The 18,743-nt window shown below is 64.6% G+C and carries 16 protein-coding genes; 7 read left to right on the top strand and 9 right to left on the bottom strand.

Annotated elements, in window-relative coordinates; translation table 11 throughout:
• Positions 1–12: 12 nt before the first annotated feature.
• Genes H597_RS0106565 through H597_RS33980 form a run of 7 tightly spaced genes read right to left on the bottom strand, consistent with a single transcriptional unit; the run spans position 13 to position 7,669 of the window.
• Positions 13–1,317, bottom strand: a complete 1,305-nt coding sequence (locus H597_RS0106565; protein WP_028101427.1) for a DUF58 domain-containing protein — start codon at positions 1,315–1,317, stop codon at positions 13–15.
• Positions 1,317–2,309, bottom strand: coding sequence for an AAA family ATPase (locus tag H597_RS0106560; RefSeq protein ID WP_211232019.1), 993 nt, complete (start codon positions 2,307–2,309; stop codon positions 1,317–1,319). The genes H597_RS0106565 and H597_RS0106560 overlap by 1 nt, the downstream gene beginning before the upstream one ends.
• A gap of 1 nt (position 2,310) precedes the next feature.
• Positions 2,311–3,621 carry a DUF4350 domain-containing protein gene (locus H597_RS0106555; RefSeq protein WP_028101425.1) on the bottom strand — a complete coding sequence of 437 codons (1,311 nt, stop codon included), beginning with the start codon at positions 3,619–3,621 and terminating at the stop codon, positions 2,311–2,313.
• Positions 3,618–5,222, bottom strand: a complete 1,605-nt coding sequence (locus tag H597_RS0106550) for a hypothetical protein (RefSeq protein WP_028101424.1) — start codon at positions 5,220–5,222, stop codon at positions 3,618–3,620. The genes H597_RS0106555 and H597_RS0106550 overlap by 4 nt, the downstream gene beginning before the upstream one ends.
• Complete coding sequence (locus H597_RS0106545) at positions 5,209–6,168, bottom strand: stage II sporulation protein M (protein WP_028101423.1); 960 nt, start codon at positions 6,166–6,168, stop codon at positions 5,209–5,211. The genes H597_RS0106550 and H597_RS0106545 overlap by 14 nt, the downstream gene beginning before the upstream one ends.
• Positions 6,165–6,857 carry an RDD family protein gene (locus tag H597_RS0106540; protein WP_028101422.1) on the bottom strand — a complete coding sequence of 231 codons (693 nt, stop codon included), beginning with the start codon at positions 6,855–6,857 and terminating at the stop codon, positions 6,165–6,167. The genes H597_RS0106545 and H597_RS0106540 overlap by 4 nt, the downstream gene beginning before the upstream one ends.
• A 26-nt stretch (positions 6,858–6,883) precedes the next feature.
• Positions 6,884–7,669, bottom strand: a complete 786-nt coding sequence (locus H597_RS33980; RefSeq protein ID WP_083940978.1) for a substrate-binding periplasmic protein — start codon at positions 7,667–7,669, stop codon at positions 6,884–6,886.
• A gap of 165 nt (positions 7,670–7,834) precedes the next feature.
• Here H597_RS33980 and H597_RS0106530 point away from each other — a divergent pair, with 165 nt between their 5' ends.
• The 7 genes from H597_RS0106530 (at position 7,835) to H597_RS0106500 (ending at position 15,210) form a co-directional block, all read left to right on the top strand.
• The gene (locus H597_RS0106530; protein WP_035373340.1) at positions 7,835–10,387 is read left to right on the top strand and encodes a TonB-dependent receptor plug domain-containing protein; all 2,553 of its coding nucleotides are present in this window, start codon (positions 7,835–7,837) and stop codon (positions 10,385–10,387) included.
• 84 nt (positions 10,388–10,471) lie between these two features.
• Complete coding sequence (locus tag H597_RS29990; protein ID WP_051293590.1) at positions 10,472–11,395, top strand: class I SAM-dependent methyltransferase; 924 nt, start codon at positions 10,472–10,474, stop codon at positions 11,393–11,395.
• Between the two features lie 16 nt (positions 11,396–11,411).
• The gene (locus H597_RS0106520) at positions 11,412–12,230 is read left to right on the top strand and encodes a GNAT family N-acetyltransferase (protein WP_229632115.1); all 819 of its coding nucleotides are present in this window, start codon (positions 11,412–11,414) and stop codon (positions 12,228–12,230) included.
• A 68-nt stretch (positions 12,231–12,298) separates the two neighbouring features.
• Complete coding sequence (locus H597_RS29985) at positions 12,299–12,988, top strand: alpha/beta hydrolase family protein (protein ID WP_154667994.1); 690 nt, start codon at positions 12,299–12,301, stop codon at positions 12,986–12,988.
• A gap of 48 nt (positions 12,989–13,036) precedes the next feature.
• Complete coding sequence (locus H597_RS35465) at positions 13,037–13,195, top strand: hypothetical protein (protein WP_211232018.1); 159 nt, start codon at positions 13,037–13,039, stop codon at positions 13,193–13,195.
• Positions 13,196–13,256: 61 nt separating this feature from the next.
• Positions 13,257–13,868, top strand: a complete 612-nt coding sequence (locus H597_RS29975; RefSeq protein ID WP_051293588.1) for a DUF1579 domain-containing protein — start codon at positions 13,257–13,259, stop codon at positions 13,866–13,868.
• Positions 13,869–14,076: 208 nt separating this feature from the next.
• The gene (locus tag H597_RS0106500) at positions 14,077–15,210 is read left to right on the top strand and encodes a hypothetical protein (RefSeq protein ID WP_028101418.1); all 1,134 of its coding nucleotides are present in this window, start codon (positions 14,077–14,079) and stop codon (positions 15,208–15,210) included.
• Positions 15,211–15,282: 72 nt separating this feature from the next.
• On the opposite strand, the gene H597_RS29970 is transcribed toward H597_RS0106500, so the two are convergent.
• Together H597_RS29970 and H597_RS0106490 are read right to left on the bottom strand one after the other, a co-directional pair.
• Complete coding sequence (locus tag H597_RS29970; RefSeq protein WP_229632114.1) at positions 15,283–16,890, bottom strand: methyl-accepting chemotaxis protein; 1,608 nt, start codon at positions 16,888–16,890, stop codon at positions 15,283–15,285.
• 115 nt (positions 16,891–17,005) lie between these two features.
• Positions 17,006–18,658: a M28 family metallopeptidase gene (locus H597_RS0106490; protein WP_028101417.1), complete on the bottom strand. Its 1,653-nt coding sequence runs from the start codon at positions 18,656–18,658 to the stop codon at positions 17,006–17,008.
• Positions 18,659–18,743 lie beyond the last annotated feature (85 nt).

Raw genomic sequence — 18,743 nt, 5'->3', positions numbered from 1 at the left:
CCGCTTCCAGCGTCACAGGGCGCCGCTTTCCTTGATATCGAGATAGCGGTTCAACAGCGCGCCGGCCAACTGCTCCGGCGCGACATCGACCAGGTGGCCGGCGCGCAGGCCGAGGCGGCGGATCGCATCCTGGCGCTGCTGCAGGTAATGCTCGCTGGCCGCCAGCCGCAAGGCATCGTCAAACCCCTGCACCGGCGCCGCGCTGGCGGCGTCCAGCGCGCGTTCGCGCAGGCTGGCACACAGCACCAGGTGGCGCGAGGACAGCAGGTCGACAGCCTGGCGCAGCGCCAGGTCGTCTTCGTCGCGCACATTGGTCACCAGTACGATGAAGGCGCGCCGGTTCAGGCGATTCAGCAGGTCGTTGGCGGCGCGCAGGTAGTCGGGCGCCGCTTCGCCTGGCTGCAGGTCGTAGACCCCGGCCAGCATGCGGTCCAGGCCGATGCGTCCCTTGGCCGGCGCCAGCCAGCGGCTGTCGACGCCAAAGCTCATCAAACCAATCGCGTCGCCCTGCTTGCCGGCGACGAAGGCCAGCGTCAGGACCGCGTACAGGGCATGGTCGAAGTGGCTGGTGCCATCGTCGCGCGCCAGCATGCGGCGGCCGGTGTCGACCAGGAACACCACCTGCTGGTCGCGTTCGAGCTGGTATTCGCGGCTGATCGGCTTGCGGTGGCGTGCCGTGGCTTTCCAGTCGATTGAGCGCAGGCTGTCGCCGCGCCGGTATTCGCGCAGCTGGCGGAAGTCGGTGCCTTCGCCGCGCTGGCGCTTGACCAGCGAGCCGGCGGTCGGCGCCTGGCGGTCGGTGGCGCGCAGGGCTTGTCCCAGCAGGCGCGCCACGTCGGGAAAGACCTTGGCGGTCTGCTGCGGGCCGATGCGGTGCGTGGCCTGCCACAGCCCAAGCGGACCGGCCACGCGCAGCCAGGGCGTGCCGAATTGGCCGTCGCCGCGTTCCTGCGGGCGTACGCGGTAGGTGACGCTGGAGAAGGCGCCGGGCGCCAGGCGCGCCGCATGCGGCATGCCTTCCAGCTCCCAGGTGGTCGGGTAGTCGTCGAAGATGTCCAGCTGCAGCGGCGCCGTGCCTTCGTTGTGCACGGTCAGGCGCACATCGTGCCAGGCGCCCACCGGCAGCACGCCGGCCATGCTGCGCTCGGCGCGCAGGGCGGGGCGGCGGCGCGCCAGCAAGGCGTCGGCGCCGGCCGCCAGCAGCAGGGCGCCGCCCAGCAGCTGCCAGGGCAGTTGCAGCTGCGGCCACACGCTGGCGGGCACGCCGAGCGCGGTCACGCCCAGCAGGGCGTGGAACATGCGGCGGGTTGGATTCATCAGCTGCGCGGCGCGGCGACGGAGTCGATCAGGGCGGCCAGCACGTCGTCCGCGCTCAGGCCATCGAGTTCGCTTTCCGGCGACAGGGCGATGCGGTGGCGCAGCACCGGCAGGCTGGCTCGCTTGATATCGTCCGGGGTGGCGTAGTCGCGGCCCGCCATCAGGGCCATGGCGCGCGCCAGGCGGATCAGGGCAATGCTGCCGCGCGGTCCGGCGCCCACCGAGACGCCCGGCCACTGGCGCGTGGCGCGCACCATGCGCACAGCGTAGTTGGCGACCGCCTCGTCGACGCGGATGCGTGCCACCAGTTGCTGCAGCGCGACCAGGATTTCCGGCTTCATCAGGGTGCGCACCTGGGCCACTTCCAGCCCGTCGCCGACGCGGTCCTGGGTCACGGCCAGCAGCATGGCGGTTTCTTCCTGCTCGCTCGGGTAGGCGATGCGCGCCTTGATCAGGAAGCGGTCCAGCTGCGCTTCCGGCAGCGGATAAGTGCCTTCGCTTTCTAGCGGGTTCTGGGTGGCCAGCACCATGAACGGCGCCTCCAGCGTATGCGGCTCGCCTTCAATGGTGACCTGGCGCTCCTGCATGGCTTCCAGCAGGGCCGACTGGGTCTTGGCCGGGGCGCGGTTGATTTCGTCGGCCAGCAGCAGGTGGGTGAACACCGGGCCTTTGCGGATGGTGAAGGTTTGCTGGCGCTGGTCGAACACGGCGTGACCCATGACGTCGGCCGGCATCAGGTCGGGGGTGAACTGGATGCGCGAAAACTCGCCGGCGAAGGTCTTGGCCAGCGCCTTGACCAGCAGGGTCTTGCCCAGGCCCGGTACGCCTTCCAGCAGCACGTGGCCGCCGGCCAGGCAGCAGGCCAGTACTTGTTCGACCACCGCTTGCTGGCCGACGATGGCGCGGCCGATTTCTTCGCGCAGGCGCTGCACGATGTCGATGGCCTGCGCCAGGCGGTCGGGCGGGATGGCGTTGTGGCTGGTTGGAGGCATGCTATCGCTCATGGTGGGCTCGCAATTGTTGGAGTGTTGATATCTGTCTTGTGAATTCGGCGGCGCGCGTGGCCGGCGCGCCGAGCAGGGCGTCGAGGATGTGCGCTTCCGGCAGCCTGGTCAGGCGCGCCAGGCGGCGCGCGCGTTCGTTGCCATCCATGGCGTGCAATTCCGGCAGGCGGCGCAGCAGCAGCTTTTCGGTGCGCGCACGCACGGCTTGCAGCAGCAGGGCGCGGCCTTGCGGCAGCCGCCACAGCCAGCGGCCGCTGGCTTCGATATGCTCGATCAGCGCGCGGCGCGGGGCGGCAGCTTCCGGCAGCAGCGGGCCGAAGCGGCGGGTGGCGTTCCAGAGCCACAGCAGCAGCAAGGCGGCCAGGCCCAGCAGCACCGGGCGGGCGTGCTGCCACAGCCAGGCGGCCCAGCCGACGGTTTCGTTGTGCTGCACCAGCAGTACCGGGGCCTTGGCGCCGCCTTGGCCGGCCAGCAGGAGCAGCAGCTCGGCGTGGTCGAACTGGCGCAGGGTGCCGTTGTCGAAATAGCTGTCGTCGTCGGCGGCAACCATCGCCACCTTGCCGCGGCCCTCGGCATAGACCAGCACGGCCAGCCCGTAGGTATCGCCCCACAGCGGCGCCGGGCCTTTGCCTTCCAAGCGCAGCAGGTTGTCGTCGTGCTGGCGCAGCTCGATGGTGTTGGGTGCGCCGGGCGCGTTCAGGCAGACCAGGCGCGCCGGCGCTTCCGGCTGCCCCTCGTCCTCTTCCTCTTCATCCTCGTCGTCCTGGTCTTTTTTCTTGGCCGCTTCGGCCTTCGCGGCAGCCAGTTTGGCGCGGCGCTTCGCTTCCACCGGGTCGAGGCGGCAGCTGTCGTCGACGCGCACGCGGCCCGACATCGCCACGCCGAAATGCTTGCCGAGCGGGTCGGCCAGCTCTTCGCTGATGGCGTCCGGCTGGTCCGCCTTGTCGACAGCGTTCTGAATCCGGCCCGGCGTCATGATCAGGGTATTGCCGCGCCGCACCCAGTCGAGCAGCAGCCTGGCCTGCTGTTCGTCCGGCTGGCGCGCATAGGGCGACAGCAGCAGCACGCCGTCCGGCAGCTTGTTCAGCAGCTGGTAGGTGAGCATCGGCTCGACGCGCACCGCGTGGCCGCCGGCCTCCAGCAGGCGGGTCGCCACCAGCATCGGATTCTTTTCCTGGGCCGGGGACGTGTAGAGTTCGCCGCGCCACACTTTGTGGAACAGTGCGTGCCACAGCTCGTAGCCGCCGCCGAGCAGCAGCAGGGAAACCAGGGCGATCAGGATGGCATGGCTGCGCTTCATGCTGCCTCGCCGTCAAAATGGGCTTGCCAGCGGCCGCACAGCGCAGCCACGGCATCGCCGTCCGGCCAGCGCGCGCCATAGGCGGCGTTCAGCCACAGCGTGGTGGCCTGGTCGGCCAGGGCCAGGCTGGCGCTATCGAGGGTGCCGGCCGTCTGCGCGCTGCGGGCAAGCGCCAGGCATTCGCCCTCGGTGGCGCCCTGGTGCAGCTGCAGTGACTGGCGGGTGACCAGGCGCGACAGCGTGGCGCGGTACAGCAGGGCCAGCGCGGCGCGCTGCTGCCCTTGCTGCCACAGGCTGCGCACGGCGCCGGCGACATCCGCCGGCAGGCTCTCTTCGCGGATATCGAGGCCGCCGATTTCGGTGGCCAGCTTGGGCGACGGCGCGGCCGAGAAGTTGAAACGCAGCGGCGCCGCGTAGCGCCACAGCAGCCAGGCCACCAGCGCCACGGCGCCAGCGATCAGGGCGGCCTTGAAGATGCCTGCCAGGATCGCGACCAGCCAGCGCGGCAGCAAGGGCGGCGACGCTTTCTTCTCTTTCTTCTCCTCCTTGGGCGGATCGCGCAATTCCCACACCTTGGTGCAGCGATAGCCGCGCAAATCCTCGTGGGCCAGCACTGCGGCCAGCTGGCGGCGTATCTCGGCCTGCTGCGGTGTGCGGGCCGCTGCCTGGCCGGTCTCTTCCAGCAGGAGGCCTTCCGGCGGCGTGCACTCGGCGGGAACCTTGGCGGCGACCACGGCAGGCGCCGCGGCCTGCACGGGCGGCGGCATGCCCAGCATGGCCATGGCCAGCAGCGGCGCCGCCATCAGCACGGCGGCGGCCGTCTGGCGCGCCGCGGGACGGGCTGCCGGAGCGCGCAGCTGGCGCAGCACGATTTCCAGATCCCAGGCTTCCAGCGTGGCGCGGCGGTTCAGGTACAGGGTGAAGGTGCAGGCAGTGTAAATCGGGCCCATTGTGCCGAAGGCCAAGCAGCCGGCGCCGGTGACCAGCGCCCATTGCAGCGCTAGATTGTCTTGCATGAGGAACACAGCGAACGGGTTAGACGTTTCGCCGGGCATGAACAGGCCGATCAGGGCCAGCACACCGATTGCCAGTACAAATTCAAACATCCAGAAGCAACCCATACCGAACCAGAAGGCGGAGCCGCCGGTGCCGTTGCGCGCGATGGTGGCGCGGCGCGCCGTGGCGGTCTTGCCGCGCGCCCGCTCCAGCACCCATACCGGCTGGTGCAGACCGCGCCCGGCCATGAATGGGCGCCACCAGGTCAGCATGCGGAACCAGCCGCCGCCCAGTTCGCGGGGCCAGGCGCGCAAGGCGGCACGCCAGCTGGTCTGCTCTCCGAACACCTGGCGCGCCAGCACGTACAGCGGCGCCCGTTCCAGGATAGGGCGCAGCCACCAGGGCAGCAGCAAGCCTAACAGGCAAGCCGGCGAGCCGGCGAAATGCCAACTGATCATGATGCCCAGCGCCGACAGCGGCAGCCAGAGCGCCAGCCAGGCCAGCCAGACGTCGGCGCCGCCAGCATGCAGGAGGGCAAAGCCGAGGTCCAGGCCTTGGGTATTGCTGCGCGGGCGCAGGTCCAGACGTACCTTATCGAGTTGCATGCGTGCCTTTCTCGCGCCCGGCGAACCCAAAGAACAGGAACACGCTGGCCCAGCACAGGGCGCCGACACTGTATTTGACGGCCGGCGCAAAGGCGCTGGCCGACCAGAAGGCCTCGAAGAAGGCGGCCAGCACGGTGAGCAGGGCGGCGCCCGCCACCACCGGATACATCTCGATGCTGGCTTCCTGCAGCGCGCGGCGGCGGCTCAGGCGGCCCGGTTTGATGAGCGCCAGCCCCAGGCGCATGCCGGCCAGGCCGGACAGCACCAGGCCGGTCAGCTCGAAGCTGGAGTGGGTCACCACGAAGGACCAGAAATTGGTGCGCGTGGCCGGATCAAGGCTGAGCCATGCGGCCACCACGCCCATCTGCATGCCGTTGAACAGCACGCTCAGCATGGCCGGCACACCGCCGAAGATGCCGCTGGCAAAGGTGCGGAAGCCGATCGAAACATTGTTCCAGATGTAGTGGCCGAACATCTGCAAGTCGCCTTCGCTGCCACCGCGGCCGGTCTTGACGCTAGAGGGCGAATACATCTGGTGCATGCGCGCCAGGTCTTCCGGCGACGAGAACAGGTAGGCGTTGTGGGCGTCGTGCCAGACCAGCAGGCCGATGGCGACGGCCGGGCCGAGCAGGCACAGCAGGACCAGCAGCAAGAGCTTCCACTCGGCGCGCACGCGGCGCGGCAAGTCGAGGCGCAGCCATTGCAGCAGCACGGTGGGCCGCTCGGCGGCCACGCCATACAGGGCATGGTGGCAGCGCGCCACCAGCCCGTGCAGGTAGGACACCAGCTGCGGCGAGTAGCCGCGCTGGCTGGCCAAGGCCAGGCACTGGCACAGCCGGCGGTATTGTTCCGGCAAGGCTTCGCGTCCGGCGGCGCCTTTGCCCAGCAGGAGGTCGATCTCGGTCCACAGCGGCCCGTAGGTGGATTCAAACTGCGCTTGTTTCATCGAACCAATCCAGCGGCCATGCCGCGCAAACGTTCCAGCGAGGCTTCGCCCTCGCGCCCCGTCAGCGGGGCGGCGATGTCGGCCAATTCCAGCATGCGCCCGTGCGGCAGGCGGCTTTCACGCGCGAACAGGTCAGCCAGGGCGCGCTGCTGCTCCACTGTGAGGGGGAAGGGCAGGGGCAGGGGCGTGGCGTCGGGCACGTCGACCCGCTGCGGCGCTTTGTCGCGGTACACCACCTGGGTGCCGGCCACGATATCGCCCAGGCGGCGGAAATGGCGGTCGCATAGCATGCTCAGCAAGCCGGACGCATAGAAGATCGGCAGGAAGTCGGCCACCAGCAGCAGGTTGCGCAGCACAGATTCGCGCCAGCGCAGCGGCAGGCCGTCGGCGCGCAGTACCTGCAGGCCGACCACATATTTGCCAAGGGTACGGCCGCCGGCGTACACCTCGCACAGCACCGGATAAGCCCAGTAGGCCAGGAACAGGCCAATCGAGAACAGGCCGCTAGATAGCTTGGCGGAGGGCACGATGGCGCCCAGCAGGGTGGCCAGCAGGGCGGTGCCGGCACCCCAGACGGCAAAATCGATTGCCCAGGCGTAGGCGCGCACCGCCGGCCCAGCGGGCGTCAGCTGCAAACGTACACCTTCGGGGGTTGTCAGGGAAAGGCGGCCATCAAGGAGGAAACTCATGCCATTTATTTAACCATAAAATTGCCTCAATGAAAATGTCTAACGCCGGCATCTTCCTCTAATTGTCGATAATCTTTGGATTGGCGCACGGTGCCGATGGCTTGCCAGATGGCTTCGATGCGCTGCGGATCGCGCTGGTAGACCCCGCGCGCCACCATCAGGTGCAGGTTGACGGTGGCATAGGGCAGCTCGGCCTGCTGGACGCGGCCGACGAAGCGGGCGTCCTCATGCGCCAGCCGGCTGGCCTCCAGGCCTTGCAGGATGGCGACATCGTAACTGCCGTTGGCCAACATGCGTAGCGCGTCGGCGGCCGATTTGACGCTGTCGCGGGCGGCAAAGCCCTTGTCGCGCAATTGCTGCGCGATCAGGTAGCCCGATTGCACGATCACCAGTTTGCCGGGGGCAATTAATTCATGGCCGTCCCAACTGCCATTTCCGCCGACGCGTAAAAATACCAGGGCGGCATCGTCAAATAATGCTCGCGAGGAATCTTCACGTCCATCGGGTAATTCGGGGATGCGCGACCAGGGGCGCCGGTCAACGGCATCGGCGGCTCCCACTACACCATCCACCTGGCCAAGTTTTAATTCGCTAAGGCAACGCTTCCAGGGTTTTGGGAAATAAATAAATTGTTCATTAAGGAGTGTTTCAACCCGCTTTAACAATTCGAAATTCAAGCCTTTTCCCTTGGGCGTACTCCAGGGGCGCTGGTCGACATCTTCGAAGCACAGGCGCAAAGGGGGCGCCTTCGCGGCATGGGCTGCCATGCCGGTCAGCAACGCCAGCATTATGCAGAGGCTTTTATAGCTCATGGCACAAAGATTATCACGCTGCTTTTTAGTTACAGCGCCGCTTCATAAAAAAGATCCATCGATGTTGTATTTGCGCATGTATTACTTGAAATAATGGACGTAAGAAAATGTTGCATATAAATTCCGGCTGGTAGCTTTATAAATCTGTATGGAAGAGAGATATACATGAATAAACATTTTCCGATTGCAGCATTGATGTTGTCGGCCAGCCCGTTTGTGCTGCTCGGCCAAGCGCACGCCCAGGCACAGGCGGCCGTGCCGGCCCTGGCGCAGCAGGCGGTAGACAGCACCACCGACGAGATCCAGAAGGTGGTCATTGTCTCGACCGGTAGCCGTGGCGCCCAGCGCACCATGGTCGATACGCCAGTACCGATTGACGTACTGAGCGCGCGCGAACTGACCAAGACCGGCCAGGTCACCCTGGACAAGTCGATGCAGTTCCGCGTCCCTTCCTTCAACACCGTACAGACCCCGGTCAACGACGCGACCTCCCTGCTGGACCCTTACGAAATCCGCAATATGGGCCCGAGCCGCGTGCTGATCCTGATCAACGGCAAGCGCAAGAACATGAGCTCGCTGGTCTACACCCAGACGTCGCCGGGCCGCGGCGAATCGGGCTCCGATATTTCCGCCATCCCGGCCGATGCCATCAAACGCATCGAAGTGCTGCGCGACGGCGCATCCGCGCAATACGGCTCGGACGCCATCGCCGGCGTGGTCAACATTATCCTGAAGGACAACTCGGAAGGCGGTTCCGTCACCGCGCGCACCGGCATCACGCACAAGCATGACGGCGGCATGGGCGGGCTGAGCCTGAACCAAGGCTTCCCACTGGGCGGCGACCGCGGTTTCTTCAACTACACCGTCGAGGCGTCGCGTGTGAACCTGTCGAGCCGTTCCGGCGCAGTCAGCGCCGAAGGCGAGGCGAGCGACTTCGGTGCCCCGCTGTCGCAGGTGCAGGCCTTCCTGTCCAAATACCCCGACGCGCGCAATATCAACGGCTCGCCGCGGACCAAGGCTTACAAGGGCTTGTTCAACACCCGCTATGACCTGGGCGAAGGCATCGCCATCTACGCCAACGCGGCCTACGTGAACAAGAAGATCAATTCTTTCGCGAACTTCCGTACCCCGTACTGGCGCCCGACCGACTACGGCCTGCTGCACCCGGCCGGCTCGACCTACGAAGGCTACCAGCCGACCTTCGACGGCACGCTGGATGACTACAACGCCACCGGTGGCGTGAAGATGGATCTGGCTGGCTGGACCGCCGACTTCAGCCTGACTTACGGCGGCAACAAGCAGAAATACGAGGTCGACCACTCGGTCAACCGCAGCATGGAAGACGCCGTGTTGGCCGGCACCAGCACCGAGCATTCGCCAACCCACTTCAACGCTGGCGGCGTGGAGTTCCAGCACTACGTATTCAACGGCGACATCTCCAGGCAGATCACCGATACCGTCAACTTCTACGCCGGTACCGAACTGCGCCACGAGAAGTTCGAAGTGAAAGCCGGCGAGCGTGCCTCGTGGCAGGGCAGCGGCGCCGACTCCTTCGCCGGCAACCACCCGGACAACTCCTTCCCTTCCTCGCGTTCCAACTACGGCGTGTACGCCGGCTCCACCTGGGACATCAGCAAGGAACTGCTGGTGGACGGCACCGGCCGCTGGGAAAAGTACACCGACTTCGGTTCGGCCTTCGTGTGGAAGCTGTCCACCCGCTACAAGGCGAACGACTGGGTCACCCTGCGCGCCTCGGCATCGACGGGCTTCCGCGCACCGTCGCTGGCGCAGATCTACACCCAGAAGGCACAGTACTCCTTCGTGCCTGGCGGCGGCATCCAGGTCTCCGGCCTGGTGAACAACGTGTCGGCGCAAGCTGCCGCGCTGGGCGTGCCGAAGCTGAAGGCTGAAAAGTCCGACAACATCACCCTGGGGCTGGGCCTGAAGCCGGATGCGAACACCAGCATGACCCTGGACTACTACAACATCAAGGTCAAGGACCGCATCGTGCTGGGCAAGGAAATCGTGCCGACCGGCGATGCGACCCAGCAGCTGGACAAGATCCTGGCGGCGAACGGCATCGTTTCCGTCAGCTTCTTCGTGAACGCGGTGAAGACCAAGACCGAAGGCCTGGACTACGTGCTGTCGCGTAAGAATATCGCGCTGGCAGACGGCAAGCTGACCCTGAACTTGTCGGGCAACTACACCCGCAAGAATGAACGCGACGGCGCTGTCAACAATCCTCCGATCGTTGCCGCCGCTGGACAGTCCGTGCTGGATGCGACCCAGGAAGCCCTGATGTTCACTTCCCGTCCGAAGTTCAAGACCATTCTTGGCGCCGACTGGGACTATCAGAAGCTGAACCTGTCGGTCAACAACACCGTGTTCGGCCCGACCCGTTTCCGCCAGGCTGGCCTGGATAGCAACCTGGAGACCAAGTTCAAGCCTAAGAACGTCACCGACTTCGCCATCAACTACAGCGTGATGCCGAACATGACCGTGTCGTTCAACATCAACAACGTGTTCAACACCACGCCAGAGTGGGAGTTCCGTGCGCTGAATGCCAATGGCCAGAAGATCATCGACGATCCGAACCTGCGCATGATCCAGCGTAACCTGATCACCTTCAACGGCCGCTACGATATGGTGACCTACGACGGTTCGCAGTTCAGCCAGCTGGGCCGCACCTACGCTGCATCGCTGAACTACCGCTTCTAAGCCGCTACCCGGCCGATGCGAAAACCGCCCCACGGGGCGGTTTCTTTATTGTAAAGTGGGTAATCCGTCCTAGAAGGGGAAGTCATGCGCGCGATGCGGCAGGCAATCACCAGCGGCGCCCAGCATGTGCGCCCGGTGCTCGACGATGCACTGTTTGCACGCTATGTCGAGATCGGCCTGGCCGTGCGCGAAGCGTTCTGCACACCCGCCTTGCGGGAGACCTTGATCGCACGCCTAAAGCCGCACCGGCGCCTGATTGCCGGCAGTGTGCCGGCCGGCATTCAGCAGCATGGCATGCTGCCCGAACGCGCCGCCACGCGCAGCCTGGCCGAGATTTCCGATTCGGACCTGGCGCAATGGCTGGTCGATGACGGGCGCCTGATCTACGGCGAATTCACGCAGCAGGAACTCGACAACTACTTCGAAGCGATTGCCCCATGGCTGCCGCCGCAAGGCCACTTTATCGACCTGGGCAGCGGCCTAGGCAAAGTCGTGCTGAATGCGGCGTTGGCCTTGCCCGGCATGCGCTGCACCGGCATCGAGCTGCTGCGCTATCGCCACGACATGGCCCAAGTGCGGCTGGCCGAGATGCTGGTGGCCGGCGCCGACGAAGACCCGGCCGCAGCGGCCTCGGTTGCCGCCCGCGTGCGCCTGCAGCAGCAGGACATGTTCGCGGCCGATGTCGGCGATGCCACCCTGGTCTACGTCTACAGCACCTGCTTCGCACCGTTGATGGACCGGCTGGGCGAAAAGCTGGCGCGCGAGCTGCAGCCGGGCGCGCTGCTCACCACGGTGACTTTTCCGATCATGCACCCGGCCTTCGAACTGCTGAAACAATTTGCGCCGCCCAGCGTTGCCTGGACCACCGTTTACCTGTACCGGCGCCGCAGCGTGCTGGAACCGGTGCCGCCAGCGGCGCCCAACTTCCTGTATGAACAGGACGGCGCAGCATGGGAGTATGCGCTGCGGGCAGCGTTCAGCGCATATGACGAAGCCAGGCGCGCCTGACATGGAAATCCGATCCATGAGCTTACCCGAGCTGGAGTCGGTCCTGGACTGGGCCGCTGCGGAAGGATGGAATCCCGGCTTGCAGGACGCCGCCAGCTTTTATGCCGCCGATCCGGATGGCTTCCTGCTTGGCACGCTGGAAGGGCAGGCGGTGGCCAGCATTTTCGCGGTGCGCTACGGCGCGGGATTCGGTTTTATCGGCGGCTATATCGTACGGCCGGAATTCCGCGGCAAAGGACTCGGCATGGCGATCTGGCAAGCCGGCATGGCGCACCTGGCGGGCCGCAATGTCGGGCTCGATGGCGTGCTGGCGCAGCAAGCCAATTACGCCCGCTCCGGCTTCAAGCTGGCGCATCGCAATGTGCGCTACGAAGGGCGGGGCAGCAATATGCCGCAGCATGACTGGGTCTTGCCCCTGGGGCCTCAGCATATCGCAGAGTTGCTGGATTACGACCGCGCCTTTTTCCCCGGCGACCGTACGCAGTTCATGCGGCGCTGGCTGCAGCAGGATGGTAGTGTCACGCTGGGCGTGCACGATGGCGGCGTGCTTAAGGGGTATGGCGTGCTGCGGCCCTGCCGCGCCGGCTTCAAGATCGGTCCACTGTGCACCGAGTCGCCGGCAGTGGCGGATGAATTGATGCACGCCTTGCGCGGCCGCGTGCCGCTCGACGAGCCGGTCTTCCTGGATGTGCCGGAACCCAACGCGGCGGCGGTGGCGCTGGCCGCGCGCCATGGCATGCAGGTCTGCTTCGAAACGGCGCGCATGTACACCGGCGCCGACCCCGGCTTGCCGCTGGAACGTCAATTCGGCATCACGACCTTTGAACTGGGCTGAAACAATGCTTGACCCTGACGTGGCGTGAGGCTTGAAGATGGTGGCATGTCCAACGTAGGGGAATGCTGATGATGACGGAAATGTTGAAGGATGGGGACGGAGAATTCCCGGTCTCTGTACACGAAGCGGCAGGCACGGCGCCGGTTGTGCTGTTCGCGGTGGGTTCGGGCGGCGTGCCGGAGCGGCATGCCACGCTGCTGCAGGCGCTGGTGGAATCGGGCTGCACGGTCATCGCGCCACATTTCGCACGGTTGGCGTCGTCATATCCCAGCGAGGGGGAATTGACGCTCAGGGCGCGGCGTTTGTCCAGGGCGCTCGATCTATTCGCCGAGCCGTCGGCAAGAATCAGCGGCGTCGGCCATTCGATTGGCGCCGCCGTCCTGGTCGCGATGGCGGGCGCGCAAATGTGGCTGGGGCCGGAGCGGCGTGCCGACATTGCAAGGGAACGCCGCCTTACCCGCCTTGCGCTATTGGCGCCGCCAACCGGCTTTTTTCAGGCGCCGGATGCACTTGATGCGGTCCGCATCCCCATGCTGGCATGGGCGGGCAGTGCGGACACGGTCACGCCGCCCGCGCAGAGCGAATGGCTGGCGCAAGCCTTGCGGGAGCAGCTTCCCATCACACTGCACGTCACCGATGGTGCCGGACATTTCTCCTTCATGGACCTTGCTCCGCCCCACACGGTCGAGCCCTTGCCAGACAAGCCGGCATTTCTTCGACAGTTCTCAAATGAAGTCTGCACCTTCGTGCTAGGCTGAAGTGCATGGCCGCCGCTGGATTGAATGGGGGATGCGATGATGAGAGACTTGCTGTTGGCCCTGGCGTGCGCCTTCGCCGCGTGGGCATTTTGGCACTACCTGGCTTCTGATGCCGTTTCCGTGCTGATGACACTTGCATTAGTGACGACAGTAGCGGACAACCTGCGCTTGCGCCGCAAGTTGCGCGAAACGCAGCGCCGCAGTTGACAGGGCAGCGCGGACACGCAGAGAATGGCTGCTCCACAACCCTGCTGGATAGGAGATAGCCATGAAGCTTCGCCGTATCGCGCAGTACCTGGTTGTTGTTTCCGGGTTCACCCTGGCTGGCACTGCGCTCAGTGCCGCGCCGGAAAAGAAGAAGGCCGCTGCGCCGCCTGATGAAAAGGCGGCGATGGAGGCGATGACCAAGGCCTCGACACCGGGTGAGGCGCACAAGAAACTTGAGGCGCTCGCCGGCAAGTTCACGGTCAAATCGAAAATGTGGATGGACCCATCCAAACCTCCCGAAGAAAGCGACGGCGCCACCGAGCGCAAGTGGATCATGGGAAATCGCTACCTGGAGGAGAATTACCAGGGCAAGTTCATGGGCCAGGCCTTCGACGGCTTGGGCATCCAGGGCTATGACAACGTCACCAAGAAGTACTTCGGCAGCTGGATCGATTCCGGCAGCACCAGCATGACGCTGGCGCACGGTACCATGAACGGCAACACCATCAAATACAAGGGCATGATGTCGGAGCCGATGATGGGCAAGGAAGTGCCGTACACCATGAACATCGTCATCGCCGACAACGACAACCACAAGCTGGAAATGTGGGGCCCGGGGCCGAACGGCAAGGAAATGAAGTGGATGGAAATGAGCTACACCCGCGTCAAATAAACCCCGCCCCTGCGCATATCCGGCGCCTGCCATGGCCTTGCCGGTATGCGCGTCCCCACGCCAGCCAGTCCTTGCGGTGCGCACGGTAGGACATTTGCCACCAAAAGTAGTGCAAGCTTGTAATATTAGGTAAAAGCTAACGCCGGCATGCGCGGCGCTGCTCGAGAACCCTTTTTACCTGCCCGGACTGGCAACACTGGAGCATCCCTTGGCACGAAATCTTCATCCCTTCCTCAAATATGGCATCGCCCTGATTTGTCTTCAACACGCTGCCTTCGCGGCGGCCGCCCCCTGCGACGATCATTTCGCCACGAGCGGCGGCCCGTTTTCCGCGAAGACGTATAAAACCTGGGCGGACTTGCCAGGGGCGGATGCCGGCAGCGCGTTTAATAATGCGTCGGCATTCACCGCCGCCAATGGTTTCAAAATTCTTTCCTCCGACAGGAACAAGGGCGCCATATCCGCCGTCCAGGAAAGCTCGTACAAGAAGGGCGACAGCATCCCCTTGGATATTGCTATCGCCCCTTCCGCCAGCGGCGTCCAGCTATCGATGACCTACACCACGCCGGTCGGCAAGCAATCCCCCGAATCCGCCATCAGGAATCACTTTTGCAAAACCATCGAGGCCGCTGCGGCGCCGCAGGCCAAGGAAGCCCGGCCCGTTGCGACGGCAAGCCCTGCCGACAGCCCGTCAAACGAGTATGTCAAAAACGGCATGCCATGCATTAATGGAATTTGCATCGGGGATGACATCGCCACGCTGGGGAAGGTCAAGTGGGACGTGAGCTACTACGTGAACTATGCCAACGGCCCCAAGCTACAGGTGCGCAACCTCAAGCTGGACGACGAAGGCGTGAGGGTCTATACCAGGGGGCTCGTGGCCGGGGCCAATTCAAAGGATGCCTTGCGCGCCGCTGCGCCGTATCTGATGCAAAGGAGTTTCGATAGCGATGGCATTCCGAAGCTGACGCATCTCAAAGGCTTCTGCACAAGTCCGAATGTGTATGGGCGGTACAAGTCGGAGAATGGTTTCGATACCACGGTGCTTGCGATTTTGCTCCCCGATGGAGACACTTTGCAGCAATCCTTCAGGGTCATGTCGATTACGCGCAGCTATCCGGCTACCTATACCCGGGAGCAGGTTCAGGAACTGGAGCGGCAGTTTGAACAAAGATATGCCGGCGTTCACCGCTACGCACCGAAAAATTCGCAGGACAAGGCCATTCAACCGTTTTGGAATATCGCCGGGCGGGAATTCAGCCTGAATGGCACGGCTGTTGGAGATATCCAGAACCAGATGAAGAAATATCCCGGATGCGGCCAGGAGTTGAAGCTGGATTAACCGTAGACCCGCCAAATCAGCGGACCAGGCTTGTTTGATCCTGGTCCTGCCTGTTAAGCCGCTTCAGCCGCTTCAGCCGCGTCCCAGGCGCGGCAGGCGGCGGGACGCGGCGCCGGCAGTATCCGATTCAACACGGAACACGCCGACCGCCTGCAGCAAGGCGGCCGACTGCTGCTGCATGCTGGCCGCGGCGGCGGCGGCCTGTTCGACCAGCGCGGCATTCTGCTGCGTCACCGCATCCATCTGCGAAATCGCTTCATTCACCTGGGCGATGCCGGCGCTCTGTTCATGGCTGGCGGTGCTGATCTCGTTGATGATCTGGCGCACGCGGTGCACGCTGTCCACCACCTCCTGCATGGTGCTGCCCGCCTGCGCCACCAGCGTATTGCCGACGCCGACGGTTTCCACCGAAGCGCCGATCAGGTCCTTGATTTCCTTGGCCGCGGCGGCGCTGCGCTGCGCCAGGTTACGCACTTCGGAGGCCACCACGGCGAATCCGCGGCCCTGCTCGCCGGCGCGCGCGGCCTCCACCGCCGCGTTCAAGGCAAGGATATTGGTCTGGAAGGCGATCCCGTCGATCACGCTGATGATGTCCACGATCTTGCGCGAGGAGCTGTCGATCGAGGCCATGGTCTCGACCACCTGCGACACCACGGCGCCCCCTTTCTGCGCCACTTCCGACGCGCTGGCGGCCAGCTCGTTGGCGGTGCGCGCGCTGTCGGCATTCTGGCGCACGGTGGCGGTCAGCTCCTCCATCGAGGCGGCGGTTTCTTCCAGCGAGCTGGCCTGGTTTTCCGTGCGGGCCGACAGGTCGCTGTTGCCGGCCGCGATCTCGCTGGACGCCGTGGCGATGGTCTCGGTGGCCGTGCGCACCGAGCCGACGATGCGCGCCAGATCGTCGCGCATGCCTTTCAGCGCATTGACCATGCTGCTATCGTCATCGCGCTTGACGCTGATCGGTACGGTCAGGTCGCCGCCCGCGATGCTGCGTGCGATGGAGGAAGCGTAATCCGGTTCGCCGCCCAGCTGGCGCAGCAGGCCGCGCGCGATGAACACGCCGACGCCAAGCAAGAGCGCCGCCAGCAGCACGGCACCGATGGCAAAGGTGACGGCGCGTCCGCGCACGGTGGCGTCGACCGTGTCGACATACACGCCGGAGCCGAGGATCCAGCCCCAGGGTTCGAAGCCTTTCACGTAGGAGACTTTTTGCACCGGTTTGTCGCTGCCCGGTTTCGGCCACATGTAATCGACCGGGCCGGCGCCGGCCTTCCTGACCATATTGGCGAATTCCACGAACAGGAATTTGCCGGTCGGGTCCTTGTTGGTGCTGAGGTCCTTGTTGTCCAGCTCCGGCTTGATCGGGTGCATGATCATCTTCGGCTGCATATCATTGAGCCAGAAATATTCGCCGTTGCCATATCGCAACACCTTGATCGCTTCCATGGCCTTCTTCTGGGCGTCGGCACGGGGCAGGGCGCCGCTGGCTTCCTGCTTTTGGTAGTAGTCGAGCACTCCGTAGGCGGTTTCGACCGCCTGCCGCACATTGCTGGTCCTTTCTTCCAGGATCAGGGTGCGTTCGGAAATGAGGAAAGTGGCCGTAAGGATGATGATGCCAAGGATGGCACCGGCATTCAGCACCGCCAGCTTGCGGGCGATGCTCATCGACTGCGTGAAGTTCATGGTTGTCTCCAGCAAAAACGATCTAGTTGTGAACCCAGCATGGCATGCCGGGTCGTCTGGAGTCAACTGTGACGCTGTAATGAAAACGCCCTCCGTGGCGGAGGGCGTTCGGGGATTACCTGGAGCGTTTGGCCGCGCTCTGGTCGCGCACCGTGCGGAACTCGGAATCGCTGGACCAGTTCGGCCAATCCTGCGATTCAGCCAGGTCGCGGCCCAGGCTGTACAACACGCCCAGGTCGCGCGCCATGCCGGTGAACGGCCACTTGGCATCCCACTCGTCCGAAGGCTGGTGGTAGTTGTTGCTGGTGTAGGCTTCCTGCGAGGCCTTGCCCGCTGCCAGGCCGCCGTCTACCCAGTCTTCGCCGGAATCGAGGGAGAACGCGGGTACGCCGCGCTTGGCCATCGGGAAGTGATCGGAGCGGAAGAAGTAGCCCGCTTCGGTGTGCGGATCGGGCGTGTAGCTGACATCGATCGCCTTGAATTTGGCCACCAGCATATCCAGCAGGTCCAGCTTGGCGCTGCCGGAGATGGTGAAGTTGCGCGCCGGGCCGTGCGGGCTCATGGCATCCATATTGATCATGCCGACGGTGGTGGCCAGCGGGTAGACCGGGTTCGCGGCGTAGTACTCGGAACCGAGCAGGCCTTTTTCTTCAGCCGTCACGGCCAGGAACACCACGCTGCGCTTGGGCGCCGGGGCCTTGCCGTAAACGCGGCCCAGTTCCAGCAAGGCGGCGATACCGGTGCCGTTGTCGATGGCGCCGTTGTAGATCTTGTCGCCCTTGGCATCCGGCTCGCCGATGCCGAGGTGGTCCCAGTGGCCGCTGTAGATCACGGTTTCCTGTGGAGCGGCCGCGCCTTCGCGCACCGCCACCACGTTTTTCGACTTGATCACCTGCGTATCGACCGCATAGTGGGCCGACAGGCTCACGCCTTTCAGCTCCAACGGCTTGAAGTCGCGCGTTTGGGCCTGCTTCTTGGCGGCGTCGAAATCGAGGCCGGCGCGCTTGAACAGGTCGGCCGCCACATCGCGCTGGATCCACGCTTCCATCGGCGCGTGCGATTTGCCGGGCTGCTTGCGCACGATGTCGTACATCACATTGGTGTTGGAATTCTTCACCGTCGCCCAGCCGTAGGAAGCCGGTGCGGTTTCATGCACGATCAGGGTGCCGATTGCGCCCTGGCGCGCCATTTCCTCGAACTTGTAGGTCCAGCGGCCGTAGTAGGTCATGGCCTTGCCGCCGAAATCGCCGGCGCCGGTTTCGAAGTCAGGATCGTTGATCAGCACCACAGCCAGCTTGCCCTTCAGGTTCACGCCCTTGAAGTCGTTCCATTTGCGCTCGGGCGCGGTCACGCCGTAGCCTACAAAGACCAGTGGCGCTTTTTCGAAGTCCACGCGCTTGGCGCCGTTCATGGCGGCGCGCACCGCCAGTTGCTCGCCCTGGGCGAACGGCATGCTGTCCTGGCCGGCATGCGCGGTCAGCGCCACCGGGCCCTTGATTTCAAAGCGGCCCAGCGGCACTTCCTGATACCAGCTGCGCTTGCCCTTGACCAGGTCGCCGCCCGGCTTCAGGCCGGCCGCCTCGAACTGTTTGGCGATGTAGGCGACGGTCTTCTCCTCGCCGGCGGTGTTCGGGCCGCGGCCCTCGAATTCGTCCGATGCCAAAATTTTAACGTCCTGCGACAAGCGCTGCGGATCGATCTTCGGCACGTCCTGCGCGTGCGCCGCAGTTGCAGCGAGCAGCACGGTGGCCAGTACGGAATATTTCACTGCTTACCTCCTGGTTGGGGTGAATGGATCAAAAACCCGGCAAGTATCGGCCCTGCGCCGCCGCAGGTCAAATGCCGGCCGCCGT

The sequence above is a fragment of the Pseudoduganella violaceinigra DSM 15887 genome (assembly GCF_000425385.1).
In the GTDB taxonomy this organism is placed as follows: Bacteria; Pseudomonadota; Gammaproteobacteria; order Burkholderiales; family Burkholderiaceae_D; genus Rugamonas; species Rugamonas violaceinigra.
Note: the sequence above shows the minus strand (reverse complement) of the source record. Positions and strands in the feature narration are given on the sequence as shown.